At 33.2% G+C, this 14,950-nt stretch carries 9 protein-coding genes; 6 read left to right on the forward strand and 3 right to left on the reverse strand.

What is annotated here, in order from left to right; genetic code table 11:
* Positions 1-153 precede the first annotated feature (153 nt).
* The gene (locus IF125_RS06760; RefSeq protein WP_225541952.1) at positions 154-1,098 is read left to right on the forward strand and encodes a M20/M25/M40 family metallo-hydrolase; all 945 of its coding nucleotides are present in this window, start codon (positions 154-156) and stop codon (positions 1,096-1,098) included.
* A 56-nt stretch (positions 1,099-1,154) separates the two neighbouring features.
* Here IF125_RS06760 and IF125_RS06765 read toward each other — a convergent pair whose 3' ends face one another.
* From IF125_RS06765 to IF125_RS06775, 3 genes are all read right to left on the reverse strand, one after another.
* Positions 1,155-2,291 (reverse strand): efflux RND transporter periplasmic adaptor subunit, encoded by a 1,137-nt coding sequence (locus tag IF125_RS06765; RefSeq protein WP_225541953.1) that lies wholly within the window; start codon positions 2,289-2,291, stop codon positions 1,155-1,157.
* Position 2,292: 1 nt separating this feature from the next.
* Positions 2,293-6,621 (reverse strand): CusA/CzcA family heavy metal efflux RND transporter, encoded by a 4,329-nt coding sequence (locus tag IF125_RS06770; RefSeq protein ID WP_225541954.1) that lies wholly within the window; start codon positions 6,619-6,621, stop codon positions 2,293-2,295.
* A 99-nt stretch (positions 6,622-6,720) separates the two neighbouring features.
* Complete coding sequence (locus IF125_RS06775; protein ID WP_221411946.1) at positions 6,721-7,026, reverse strand: hypothetical protein; 306 nt, start codon at positions 7,024-7,026, stop codon at positions 6,721-6,723.
* 491 nt (positions 7,027-7,517) lie between these two features.
* On the opposite strand from IF125_RS06775, the gene IF125_RS06780 reads away from it, so the two are divergent.
* The 5 genes from IF125_RS06780 (at position 7,518) to IF125_RS06800 (ending at position 14,948) form a co-directional block, all read left to right on the forward strand.
* Positions 7,518-8,675 (forward strand): homogentisate 1,2-dioxygenase, encoded by a 1,158-nt coding sequence (locus IF125_RS06780; RefSeq protein WP_171622472.1) that lies wholly within the window; start codon positions 7,518-7,520, stop codon positions 8,673-8,675.
* 206 nt (positions 8,676-8,881) lie between these two features.
* Positions 8,882-10,012, forward strand: coding sequence for a 4-hydroxyphenylpyruvate dioxygenase (hppD, locus tag IF125_RS06785; RefSeq protein ID WP_171622473.1), 1,131 nt, complete (start codon positions 8,882-8,884; stop codon positions 10,010-10,012).
* Between the two features lie 163 nt (positions 10,013-10,175).
* The gene (locus IF125_RS06790) at positions 10,176-11,435 is read left to right on the forward strand and encodes a dihydrolipoamide acetyltransferase family protein (RefSeq protein WP_225541955.1); all 1,260 of its coding nucleotides are present in this window, start codon (positions 10,176-10,178) and stop codon (positions 11,433-11,435) included.
* A 5-nt stretch (positions 11,436-11,440) separates the two neighbouring features.
* On the forward strand, positions 11,441-13,495 hold the full coding sequence (locus IF125_RS06795; RefSeq protein ID WP_225541956.1) for an alpha-ketoacid dehydrogenase subunit alpha/beta: 2,055 nt from the start codon (positions 11,441-11,443) through the stop codon (positions 13,493-13,495).
* 115 nt (positions 13,496-13,610) lie between these two features.
* Positions 13,611-14,948, forward strand: coding sequence for a phenylacetate--CoA ligase family protein (locus tag IF125_RS06800; protein ID WP_225541957.1), 1,338 nt, complete (start codon positions 13,611-13,613; stop codon positions 14,946-14,948).
* Positions 14,949-14,950: the final 2 nt, after the last annotated feature.

Raw genomic sequence — 14,950 nt, forward strand, 5'->3', positions numbered from 1 at the left:
AAATTGCTTTGTTTCATAATTATCCCTAAGTTAATAAACTATATTTTTAAACGTTCCGGTTTTTAGGGAAGATTACAATGTTAAATTATTATACATTCATTTGAGTTGATTGTTTAAATAAAGGTTTATTTTTGGGAATCGTTAAACTCATATATGAAAAATATAATAGTCCTTCTTTCTTTGATTGTTGCAACTAAATCTTATGCACAAGTTATCGAAGTAAAGAATCTTAAAAAGCACATTTATTACTTTGCCGATGATAAAATGAAAGGTAGAGGAACGGGAAGTGATGAAAATTTGAAAGCTGCAAAGTACATTGCCAAAGAATTCAAAAAATATAAACTACAACCGTTAGGAGAAGATGGTTATTTTCAGGGATTTGATGCAAAAGTGAGAAAAGTAAAAGTGGTGGATAGTATTCGCTCCGCTAAAAATGTAATTGGTTTTTTAGATAACAAGGCGAAAAAAACGATAGTAATTGGTGCACATTATGATCATTTGGGCGAAGGAAAACAAGGAAGTTCGTTAGCGAAAGACAGTTATGGAATTATTCACAATGGTGCTGATGACAATGCTTCGGGAGTAGCAGGTTTGTTAGAACTTGCGCGAGTGTATAGTAAAAATAAAATTACAGAACCTGTTAATTTTTTATTCATTGCTTTCGGTGCTGAAGAGTTAGGTTTGGTAGGTTCTCGACATTTTGTCAAACATCCGACGTATGATTTAACTAAAATTCATTGGATGTTGAACATGGATATGATTGGTCGTTTGAACAAAGAAACAGGTGTTTCGATTATAGGTTATGGAACTTCGCCAACTTTTGAAACAATTTTCAATGAGATTGATTCCACGAATTATGTCAAATTTTATACAGGATACGAGGGGAGAGGTGGATCGGATCAAACTTCTTTTTACGAAAAAGATATACCTGTTTTGTTTTTTCATACGGGTGGACACGATGATTATCACAAACCAACTGATGACGCAGAAAAAATTGACTATACTTCCTTAAAAGCTATTTTATTGCTTGAAAAAGCTGTAATCGAAGGAAGTTTCAAAATAGAGGAAATGCCTTTTCGAAGTACAGATAAAGAATAGAAAAAAAAACGAGCGATAAATATCGCTCGTTTTTTGTAATTAAATTAGTGAAAGTATTATTCTTCTTCACCTTCATTTTTCATCGCATTCAATAGATTATAAGATCCTTTTGCTATATAAACCTTATTTGAGTTTTGAGGCGATTTGATTTCTACCATTTTATTTGATGAGATTCCGATTTCTACAGGAACTAAACGAAATTGATTTTTGTTTTGTCTTTCGAAAACATAATCTTTACCTTCAAATTGAACAATTGCTTCTTCTGGCAACACATTTGCATCCAAAGAGTTTACTTCTAACTCAATATTAAAGTACATATTAGCTGTCAGACGTGTTCCATTTGCATTGGTAATTTTAGCAAAAATATCTACTGTTCCATCTTCATTTACTTGGTTAGAAATAGACGTTATTTTGGCATCCAATTTTTGATCAGGCTTCGTATTGGTATAAGCTTTTAGAGTTTGTCCAATCTGAATATTACCCAAATCTTTTTCAAATACTTTTACGTTCAATAAAGAACGATCTGGATTAATAATTTCTAACATCGCATCAGCAGGTGAAATGTATTGTCCTTTATTTGCAAAAACTTGACTTACCATTCCACTGATTGGTGCATAAACATTGATGGTACGACGAATGTTACTCAATGAAACCGAAGATGGATTGATGTTCATTAATCGTAATTTTTGTTCCAACGAACTTTTTTTCACCATTAACGATTGACGCGTTGCTTTGGCTTGTTGCATCACCTTATCACTTGCAGCTTGCTCAGCATTCAACTCTTTTTGACGAATATAATCTGCATTTGCCTGCTCTAATAAAGCTTTTGTCGTTAAATAGTCTTCTTGCATTTGGATATATTGCGGATCTTCTAAAACGACCAAAACTTGTCCTTTATTCACATAATTTCCTGGAATAAGGGCAATTTGTTTCACATAACCACCAAACGCATTCGTAATCGAAATTGTATTTTCAGGCGTTACTGCTGTTTTCGCATTCAAACGAATAGTTGTTGGTAAATTTTGATGTTGAAACGAAACCGTATCAATGTCAAAATTCTTTAATTGTGCATCTGTTAATTTCAAAATAGAAGTCGAAACTTCTTCTTTTTGATTTTCTTGTGGTTGTGCTTCTTCTTTGCTACAACTCATAACAACAAGAGCTGTACAAAGCATTAAAATATATTTTTTCATGTTATTCTGCGGTATAATAAGTCATTGCGGCATATGCCTGTTCACGTAAATTTTTAGCTTCTAAAAATGTTGTTTTCACTTCGATGATTTGATTATTTAAAATCACCCAATCCAAAAAGTTTATTTCTCCTTCTAACAATTGACGATTAATCGTTTTTTGTAAATCATTGGATGCTGGAAGTTGAGTTTGTTCATAATCATGGACGATTTCATCATACATATTGACTTGATTTTTTAAAACATCATAATCTTGTTGCATTTTAGCTTGTTGCAAGATGTAAGCTTGTTTTGCAAGATCAACCTTAACTTTCGATGCCTCTATAGATGAGTTAATTCCACGATTAAACAAAGGTAGACCAACACCAACTTGAAATGAATTGTATCGATTGTTGTCTAAATCAGAAAAACTTTGATTAGAATAACCTACCGTAAATACAGGAACTTTTTTCGATTTTTCTACCTCAGTTTCTAATGTAGAGGTTTGTATCGTTTCCTCTGCTAATTTTAACAATGGATGAGAATTTGACACAGCAGTACCTGCAATTTGACTCCAATTTACACCATCTTGAGTTGGATAAATTTTAGCTGTAGAATTCGTTAAAAATTGGATTTGTCGTGATGAGTTTTCTAATTCAACATCCATTAACTTGAGTTGATTCTGAATCGATTTTAATTGAATAATTGCTGTTGAAACTTCACTACGATTCGATTCTCCTTTTTTCAGACGTAGATTAGCTTTCTTTAAAAACTCGTCATAAATTGCTTCGTTTTCTTTTAATAAATCCTTTTTAGATTCATTGTTTTGCATGTTTACATACAAATTTGCTAATCGTTGTTTGATCTCAATTTTTGTTAATTTTTCATTTGCTTTCGAAGCATTAATCATTTGTTCGTTTAATGCTTTTTGACGTTTGAAAACGATAGGAAATTGAAAAGATTGTGATACTGAAATGACATTATCAAACTCAGCAGAATTGACTTGTCCAAATTCAGTCGAGATATCCAAAGGAGAAAGTGAACGATTCGCATAGATATTTTTCTCGTGATAAACCGTATTCAATTCAGCTTGTTTCACTTCAAGATTATTTGCATCCGCCAAAGCAACAACTTCATCAAAGCTCATACGGTTTTGTGCTTGAGCAGAAGCTCCAAACATTGTAAAAACAATAACTAAAGCAGCAGGAAGCGCTTTTTTATTTATTCTTTTCTTTTTAAAATGAATATTTTCGAACATAACATATAAGATTGGTAAAACAAATAAAGTTAGGAAAGTAGCACCCATTAAACCTCCAATTACGACTGTTGCTAACGGACGTTGCACTTCGGCACCAGAACCATTACTGATTGCCATTGGTAAAAATCCTAAAGAGGCAACTGTTGCAGTCATTAATACGGGACGAAGACGTGTACGTGTTCCCATAATTACAATTCGAGTCGTATTTTTGATGCCATGATCACGCAAACGATTATATTCTGAAATTAAGACAATTCCATTTAAAACAGAAATCCCAAATAGCGCAATAAAACCTACACCCGCACTAATACTAAAAGGCATATCACGTGCAGCTAAGAATAAAATTCCACCAATAGAGGATAGTGGTATAGCTGTATAAATTAATAAACTTTCTTTAACTGATTTGAATGCAAAGTATAATAATATAAAAATTAGGATTAATGCAATAGGAACGGCGATACCTAAACGCGCTTTGGCATGATTTAAGTTTTCGAAAGCCCCACCGTAGGTAGCATAATAACCTGTAGGAAATTTGATTTTTTCATCAACTTTTTGTTGTAATTCTTGAACAACACTTTCTACATCTCGATCTTTTACATTAAAACCAACAACAATTCGTCGTTTTGCATCTTCTCGTTGAATTTGGTTTGGCGTATTTTTATATTCCACTTTAGCCAATTGATTCAAAGGGATTTGTACTCCAGAAGCAGTAGGTATCAATAGATTTCGAATGTCGTCTATATTGGTGCGTTTATCTTCTGCCAAACGAACAACTAAATCAAAACGTTTTTCACCTTCGAAAACCATTCCTGTGGATTGTCCAGCAAAAGCCATATTGATAATTCGATTTGCTTCACCAACAGTCAATCCATATTGTGCTAATAACCCTCGATCAAACTCGATTACTACCTGTGGGATTCCATTAATTGGTTCGATATACAAATCTTGTGCACCTTCAACCGTATTAATTATTTTTCCTAATTTGGCAGCATTACTCGCTAAACTATCCAAGTTTTCACCAAATATTTTTACGACAACATCTTGACGCGCACCAGTCATTAACTCATTGAAACGCATCTGAACAGGGAATTGAAAACCAGTAGAAAGCCCTGGAATATTTTCTAAAGCTTTGCTCATTTTGTCTGATAATTCAGGGAAAGTTGTTGCAGAAGTCCATTCTTTTTTCGGTTTAAGAACAACAATCATATCACCTGTATCCATTGGCATAGGGTCAGTAGGAATTTCACCACTACCAATTTTGGTTACTACCATTTCAACTTCAGGAAATTCATCTTTTAAGATTTTAGCAGCTTTGGTTGTATATTCTTTGGTTGTCGAAAGATTACTTCCAGGTAAAACTCGTGCTTCAACAGCAAAATCGCCTTCTTCTAAAGCTGGAATAAATTCACCACCTAAACGAGACATGACAAAGATTGCAATTGCAAAAAGCGAAAAAACAACAACTAAAATAAGGTTTTGAAGGCGTAATGCTTTCATTAAATATTTTTGATGAAAAACTTCAACTTTTGCCATTACACGATCCGAAAGATTTGGTTTTACTTTCTTCTTTTTACTTAAGAATAAACTGGTCATCATTGGAACATAAGTCAACGAAAGAATAAACGCTCCGATTAAAGCAAAAGCTACAGTTTGCGCCATTGGTCTAAACATTTTCCCTTCGATTCCTTGTAATGTGAAGATTGGTAAATAAACAATTAAGATAATAATTTGACCAAAAACCGCTGAATTGACCATTTTTTTAGCAGAAGAACCAACCGTTTGATCCATCTCTGTTTGCGTTAATTTATTCTTCAACCCAAACTTTTTATTATGTGCCAATTGATGCATAGCGGCTTCAACAATAATAACTGCTCCATCGACAATTAATCCGAAGTCTAATGCTCCTAAACTCATTAAATTTCCTCCAACGCCAAAGATGTTCATCATGATTATAGCGAATAACAATGACAAAGGAATGACAGAAGCAACAATGAATCCGGCACGTAAATTTCCTAAGAAGATAACTAAAATAAAAACAACGATTAAAGCACCTTCAAGTAAGTTGGTTTCTACAGTTCGAATAGTATTATCAACCATTTTTTTGCGATCCAAGAAAGGTTCAACTATCACACCTTCAGGTAACGTTTTTTTAATTTCGTCGATACGTTCTTGTACATTTTTGACAACTTCATTACTATTTGCACCTTTCAACATCATAACAACTGCACCAGAAACTTCTCCGGTATCGTTATATGTCATTGCGCCATATCGTGTTGCAAAACCAGTTTTAACATCCGCTACATCTTTCAGTAAAATAGGTGTTCCGCTTTGAGAACGTTTCACTAAGATATTTTCGATATCTTCTATTTTACCTATTAAACCTTCAGAACGAATGAACAATGAAGTAGGGCCTTTTTCAATATAAGCTCCTCCTGTATTTTGATTGTTCTCACTTAATGCATCAAACAAATCATTGATGGTTAGGTTAAACGATTGCAATCGTTGTGGATCAATTGCGATTTCATATTGTTTTAGTTTTCCTCCAAAACTACTGACATCAGCTACGCCAGGAACCCCTAAAAGTTGTCGACGTACAATCCAATCTTGAATGGTTCTTAATTCTGTTTCATCATATTGGTCTTCATAACCTTCAGCAGGTCGAACGACATATTGATAAATTTCACCTAAACCTGTAGAAATTGGACCAAGTTGTGGTTCACCAATTCCTTCTGGAATATCGTTCTGAACTTGTAATAGTCGCTCACTAACTTGTTGTCTTGCCCAATAAACATCTGTTTCATCATCAAAAACGATGGTAACTAAAGATAAACCAAAACGTGAAAAACTTCGAATTTCCGAAATTCCACCAATATTAGAATTGGCTTGTTCGATAGGGAAAGTCACCAAACGCTCAATATCTTCTGCACTAAAAGAAGGCGCAACGGTGATAATTTGTACCTGATTCGATGTGATGTCAGGCTGTGCATCGATGGGTAATTTTGTTGCGTCGTAAATTCCAAATATCAACAACGCGACAGTAAACAAACCCACGATAAATTTATTCTTGATTGAAAAATCAATAATTTTATTTAACATCGTAAAATTGTATAGATTAAAAATGTGCTATATATAAAATGTAAATAGCTGAAAAATGGATAAATTAAACGATCAATTTATCTTGAAAATCTAAATGTATTACGCTTGTTTTGGCGGTTGCCAAATAGAATCTAAATAATGCGAATAAAGAAAATCTTCGTTAAAAGATTTAATAGAGTTAGTTGATATTTCCTTATCTAAGTGGAGTACATCAAACAAGATAATTGGAGAATAGAAAAAGTCAATATGAACAGTTTCTATTTTTACGAAAGGTAGTTTTTGATCAGTTTCCCAGTCGTCATCCACTTCATGACCTCCGTAATGGTGTACCAAAAAGACTTTCATTTCATGGATAAAATCTCCTCCGGTGTCATGCTCGATGAAATGAGAAATAAGCACAGGCAATTTATATAACTGACAAAATTGAGTAGATGTCGTTATGTACAAAAAAATTAAAATCTTTGTAGCCCATATCTTCATACTACAAAAGTATTGATTTTAAATCTGATATTAACAGTTGTTGTACTGTTATTTATCAGTTTTATATTAAAACTGAAAGTTTTTTATCAATACAAATTACGAAGCTTAATCTTTTTTATTGCATAATCTAAAACAGATATGGACATCATTTGGTTCTGAAATCATTGCAAACGTTGAAAATAGTGAGTTTCTATTTTGCTCAATCGGAAAAAGTTTCTATCTTTGAGTTAACCACAGAAAAGAAATGCAAACAATTAAAGTAAATATAAAACCTTTATTTGTTGGAATGAATAAGCAAACTTCTGCTTTACTTTCCAAAATTGTATTTGCTCAATATTCACTTTAGAATATTGCAGATTATTTGTTGACGAAATTCGTCATCTATTTTACCTTTTCATCAAAACAACAAACAAAATATGCCACTTTATCATCATTTGGGAGAATTTCCACAAAAGCGACATACTGTATTCCGAAAACCAAATGGAGAATTATATGCAGAAGAATTAGTTTCTACGCATGGTTTCTCGAGTACGTATTCTAACGTTTATCACTGTTATCCGCCAACTTTGGTTAAAGAAATTAATGAACCTTATTCGGTAGAACCGAAAATAGCTCGCGCAAAACATTTAAAACATACTTCTTTAAAAGGGTTTAAAGTCAAACCAACAAAAGATTATTTAGCATCTCGAGTACCCGTTTTAGTTAACAACGATTTGCATATTTCATTAGCAGCGCCACAAGAATCAATGACAGATTACTTCTATAAAAATTCTATGGCGGATGAAGTGATTTTTATTCATGAAGGGTCTGGAACTTTAAAAACAGGTTATGGTCAAATTGATTTTGAATATGGTGATTATTTAGTGATTCCACGTGGAATTATTTATCAACTTCATTTTAATGACGAAAATAATCGATTATTTATTACAGAATCTTTTAGCCCTGTAGAAACACCTCGTCGTTACCGCAATCATTTTGGTCAATTAATGGAACATTCTCCTTTTTGTGAGCGAGATATTAAACGTCCTCAAAATCTCGAAACGAATGATGAACACGGGGATTTTAAAATAATGATTAAAAAAGAAGGATTGATTTACCCTTATGTTTATGGTACACATCCTTTCGATTTTGTTGGATGGGATGGTTATCATTATCCTTGGGCTTTTTCGATTCATAATTTCGAACCAATAACAGGTCGTATCCATCAACCACCTCCTGTTCATCAAACTTTTGAAGGAGCAGGATTTGTAATTTGTAGTTTCGTTCCCCGCTTATTTGATTATCACCCGAACGCAATTCCAGCACCTTACAACCATAGTAATGTAGATTCAGATGAAATTTTATATTATGTAGACGGTGATTTTATGTCGAGAAAATCGGTTGAGAAAGGACAAATTACCTTGCATCCAGCAGGAATTCCACATGGACCACATCCAGGGACAGTAGAAAAATCGATTGGCGCAAAAGAAACACACGAATTAGCTGTGATGATTGATCCATTTCGACCATTAATGTTAACAGAGCAAGCGATAGAATTAGAAGATCCAGATTATTATAAATCGTGGCTTTATTAAAGGTTATGAATAGTGCGATTAGAGTTTTGTTCTAAGTTCTAAGATGTGGATTTTATCATTCTGAGCTTGTCGAAGAATCTCGAAATACATTTGATACAATATAATAATAAAAAGAAACTGAAATAAATTCAATATCACAATAAATGATAAAATAGTAAAACTTAATACATTTTACATAATACAATAAAAATAAAAACACAATAAAAATGAGTACACAAACATTTGCAGAAAAGATTGCATTAGCACAAGATTTCCTTCCCATTAATGGAACTGATTACATCGAGTTTTATGTAGGAAATGCAAAACAAGCTGCACATTATTATAAAACAGCATTTGGATTTCAGGAAGTTGCGTATGCCGGCCCAGAAACTGGTGTAAGAGATAGAGCTTCTTATGTTTTACAACAAGGTAAAATTCGTTTGGTTCTAACTTCTGGATTAAAATCAGATTCGCCAATTTGCCAACATGCGATGAAACATGGAGATGGAGTAAAAATTTTAGCACTTTGGGTAGATGATGCTTATGATGCGTTTGAGCAAACAACAAAGCGTGGAGGAAAACCTTACATGGAACCAACTACTGTTACAGATGAATTTGGTGAAGTAAAAATGGCAGGAATTTATACGTATGGAGAAACAATTCACATGTTTATCGAGCGTAAAAATTATAATGGCCCTTTTATGCCAGGTTATGTAAAATCTGAGTCAACGTATCAACCTACAGATTGTGGTTTGTTATATGTTGATCACTGTGTTGGGAATGTAGGATGGAATCGTATGAATGAGACCGTTCAATGGTATCAAGATGTAATGGGATTTGTTAATATTTTATCATTTGATGATAAACAAATTAATACAGAATATTCGGCATTAATGTCGAAAGTGATGAGTAATGGAAATGGTTATTCTAAATTTCCTATTAATGAACCAGCTGAAGGTAAAAAGAAGTCTCAAGTTGAAGAATATTTAGATTTTTACGAGGGAGAAGGAGTGCAGCATATTGCTGTTGCAACTAAGGATATTATCAAAACTGTTACAGAGTTAAAAGCACGCGGTGTAGAGTTTTTATCAGCTCCACCAGAGGCATATTATGATATGATTCCGGAGCGCGTTGGAGAAATTGATGAAGATATCAAAAAGTTACAAAATCTTGGAATCTTAGTTGATTGTGACGAAGAAGGTTATTTGTTACAGATTTTCACAAAGCCTGTTGAAGATCGTCCAACATTATTTTATGAAATTATTGAACGTCATGGTGCACAATCTTTTGGAGCAGGCAATTTCAAAGCATTGTTTGAAGCCTTAGAAAGAGAGCAAGACAGAAGAGGAAATTTATAAATTTTTAAAGCCATTGGTTGAATTCTAATGGCTTTTTTATTGAAAATAAGTTGATAGAATAGCTTAAATTTTAATGCTAAATAGCAGGTTAATTTTTAACTAACATTTATTAGTTTTATAAAAATTGATTATCTTCAACGCATTAAAACTGCAAACAAATAAAATGAAAAATATAGAACTAACGATTCCAAAATTGGGAGAAAGTGTTGCGTCTGTTCAACTTGTTCGTTTTACAAAAAACATTGGCGATTTCATAAATGAAGATGAAATAATAGCTGAGGTTTCGACGGACAAAGTAGATTCAGATGTACCTTCAACAAAGACTGGGAAGATTATTGAATTTAAATTTGATGAAGGTGATGAGATCAAAATTGGAGAAGTTTTTGCCATTATAGAACCTTCTGAAAATGAACTAAATTTAGTTGACAATAGCACAATTATTGAAGAAAAAATAACTCAACCGAATTTAACTTCTCAACCAACGAATAAAGTTGATAGTAATCAATTTTTATCACCTTTAGTTAAAAGTATTATTCAAAAAGAAAACTTACAAACAGAAGATATTTCTCAAATAATAGGATCTGGTAAAGATGGAAGGATTTCTAAGAATGATGTGTTGAATTACATTAAAAATAAATCATTTACATCTAATTATTCAAGTAATACTTTAAGTCAAAATACAGTTGTTTCAAGTACTTCTATTGGTGCAAAAGATGAAATCATTGAGATGGATAAAATGCGTCAAATGATCTTAAAACACATGAAACATAGTAAACAGACTTCCCCTCATGTAACAGCTTATGTTGAACCAGATGTGACAAATTTTGTAAAATGGCGCGAAGAAAATAAAGGTGCTTTTGAAGCAAAATATAAACAAAAATTAACGTTTACGCCTTTGATTGTTGATTGCGTTGTTCGTGCAATAAAGGACTTTCCTATGATTAATGTATCAGTTGATGAAACAGAGACTAAAATAATCAAACACAACGAAATAAACATTGGAATTGCTACTGCATTACCAAATAATAATTTGATTGTACCAGTGATTCATCAAGCCAATGAATTGAATTTAGAAGGTTTAGCAAAACATGTTAATACTATTGTAGATAAAGCGCGTACAAATAAACTTTCTCCAGATGATATTCGAGGCGGAACGTTTACAATTAGTAATGTTGGTACGTTCGGAAATTTAATGGGAACGCCTATTATTAATCAACCTGAAGTAGCCATTTTAGCAACAGGTGTAATTAAGAAAAAACCTGCAGTTTTAGAAACTGAATTTGGTGATATTATCGTAGCGAGACAATTTATGTATTTATCACTTTCTTTTGATCATCGTGTAATCGATGGTTCATTAGGAGGAGTTTTCTTGAAACGAATTTCAGATTATATGGAGAATTGGGATGTTAATACACAAATTTAATTAAAATGGAAACCACAACAGCATCAACAACATTATTAAAAAAAGCATACGAATTATTAGTTACAGCTAAGGCTTTAACCGAATTATACGAAGAAAATAAAACTACAACAAGTAAATATGTACACGCAACTTCGCGTGGACACGAAGCGATACAAATTGCAACAGGTTTACAATTATTACCACAAGATTATTTAAGCGCCTATTACCGTGATGATGCGATGTTATTATCGATAGGAATTACGCCTTATGAATTGATGTTGCAGCTATTAGCAAAACGAGATGATATTTTTTCGGGAGGAAGAACCTATTATTCTCATCCAAGTTTGCGTCGTGATAATATGCCAAAAATACCGCACCAAAGTAGTGCTACAGGCATGCAAGCTATTCCTACAACTGGAATTGCGATGGGAATGCAATACAAAGAATTGGAAGGTCTTTGTCGTGATGAGGTTAAACCAGTCGCAGTATGCTCCTTAGGTGATGCTTCATGCACAGAGGGTGAGGTAGCAGAAGCTTTTCAAATGGCAGCTTTGAAACAATTACCTATTTTATATTTGGTTCAAGATAATGAATGGGATATTTCAGCATCAGCAGATGAGATTCGAGCTCAAGATATAGCGCATTATGCGAAAGGTTTTAAAGGGTTAGAAGTGTTTGTAGTTGATGGAACTGATTTTTTAGCATCCTATAATACTATTCAAAGAGCAATTGACATTATCCGTTCAGAACGTCGTCCGATTTTGGTTCATGCAAAAGTTCCATTATTAAATCATCATACATCTGGGGTTCGTATGGAATGGTACCGTGACGATTTAGAGGAGGCAAAAGCTCGAGATCCTTATAATAAATTAAGAGATACTTTATTAAATGAAGGTTTTGACGAAAAAGAGTTAATTGAAGTCGAAAACACGATTAAACAAAAAGTTCAGGCTGAATATCAACAAGTGTTAAAAGCAGATGATCCTCGTCCTGAAGATTTATATACACATGTTTTTGCTCCAACATTAATTACCGAAGAAAAAGGAAATCGCTCTCCTGAAGGAAAGGATAAAACGGTAATGGTAGATTCTGCTCTTTTTGCAATTCGCGAATTGATGGCAAAACATCCTGAAGCATTATTATATGGACAAGACGTTGGTTTGCGTTTAGGAGGTGTTTTTCGTGAAGCAGCAACTTTGGCAAAACAATATGGAAAAAATCGTGTATTTAATACACCAATTCAGGAAGCGTTTATTGTTGGATCTACGGTTGGAATGTCTGCGGTAGGCTTGAAACCTATTGTAGAAGTGCAGTTTGCGGATTATATTTGGCCAGGTCTTAATCAGTTATTTACTGAAGTGGCTCGTTCAAATTATTTGTCAAATGGTAAATGGCCAGTTTCTATGATTTTACGTGTTCCGATTGGTGCTTACGGAAGTGGAGGACCTTATCATTCGAGTTCAGTGGAAAGTGTATTGACCAATATAAAAGGGATTAAAATAGCTTATCCGTCTACTGGAGCAGATTTAAAAGGTTTGATGAAAGCTGCTTATTACGATCCAAATCCTGTGGTGATGTTAGAGCACAAAGGTTTATATTGGAGTAAAATAAAAGGAACGGAAGATGCTGCAACAGTTGAACCAGATGAAAATTATATATTACCTTTTGGAAAAGCACGTGATGTTTTATTGGCAGAATCCTCTCAAAATCATAACTCTGTAACTATCATTACCTATGGTATGGGAGTTTATTGGGCTAAAGAAGCTGCAAAGGCATTTCCAAATCAAGTTGAAATTATAGATTTAAGAACATTGGTTCCTTTAGATGAGGAAACAATCTTTAATAGTGTAAAAAAACACAATCGTTGTATTGTATTAACTGAAGAAGCTAAGCAAAACTCTTTTGCTCAAAGCCTTGCGGGTTTAATTAATGAAGAATGTTTTGAGTATTTGGATGCACCAATTCGAGTGTTAGGAGCACAAGACATGCCTGCAATCCCATTAAATTCTACCTTAGAAATAGAAATGTTACCAAATTCAGAAAAGTTAAAAATATTGATTAGCAATGTGTTAAAATACTAAAAGTCATCAATTGATAAATAATTGTACTTTTTACACTAAAAAAACTAACAAACGTTAGTTTTTTTAGTTTTTTTGATTAAATTTGTTATTATCAAAAATCAAATCTGCAAAAATTATGATATTTAATCCTGGGATTGAACAGATGCCTATTGAGCAATTACGTGTTCTTCAGAACGAGAGACTTCAATCAATGTTAAAAAAAGTGTATAATAATGTACCTTTTTATAAACAAGCTTTTGACGAAGCTGGTATCAAGTTAGAAGATATTAAAGGTGTTGAAGATTTACACAAATTACCTTTTACAAAGAAAAATCATTTAAGAGAAAATTATCCATTTGGATTATTTGCAGAACCTAAAGAGAATGTCGTTCGTTTACATTGTTCAAGTGGAACAACTGGAAAACCAACAGTAGTAGGGTATACTAAGAATGACATCGAATTATTCTCAGAAGTAGTAGCAAGATCTTTAGCAGCTTCAGGATGTGAGCCAGGTATGACATTACAAAATGCCTATGGTTATGGTTTATTTACAGGAGGTTTAGGACTGCATTATGGTGCTGAAAAATTAGGAATGACTGTTGTTCCAATTTCTGGTGGTAACACAGAAAAACAAATTATGTTATTGAAAGATTTTCAAGCTGATGCAATTTGTGCAACACCATCTTATGCTTTAACAGTTGCTGAAGAAATCAAGAAAAGAGGTGAAACTTTATCAGATTACAATTTAAAGTTTGCTATTTTAGGATCTGAACCTTGGTCAGAAGCATTACGCCAAGAAGTAGAAGGAAGTTTAGATATCAAAGCTTCTAACATCTATGGATTAAGCGAAATTATAGGTCCAGGTGTGTCAAATGAAGATTTCGAAGAACAAGGTACAGGATCGTATATTTGGGAAGATCATTTCTTTCCAGAAATCGTAGATGAAAAAACGGGTGAACCAGTTCCTTATGGACAACCAGGTGTTTTAGTTATCACTACACTTACAAAAGAAGCCTTACCATTAGTGCGCTATTGGACAGGAGACATTACAACATTAACGTACGAACATTCTAAGAAAAGAACACATGTCAAAATGGGACCTATTATTGGTCGTGCTGATGATATGATGATTATTCGTGGTGTGAATTTCTTTCATACACAAATCGCGGATTTTATTCCAGATTTCCCTGAATTATCACCAAATTATCAAGTAGTTTTAACGAAACCAAAAAATATGGATGCAGTAGAAGTTGGATTTGAAATAAATCCTGACTATTTTGCAGAAAAAGGTTTGACTTGTGATGATTTGAATGACGAATCTAATGTTGCGTGTTGCAAATTAGTCGCAAATATTCATAAAAAAATAAGAGACAACATTGGATTAGGAATGAATGTCAAATTATACCAAGTAGATGGACTTCCTAAAAGTGAAGGAGGAAAGTTGAACCGAATTATAGATAATAGACATTTATAAAA

It is taken from the genome of Empedobacter stercoris, from assembly GCF_020281205.1.
GTDB classification, from domain to species: Bacteria; Bacteroidota; Bacteroidia; order Flavobacteriales; family Weeksellaceae; genus Empedobacter; species Empedobacter stercoris.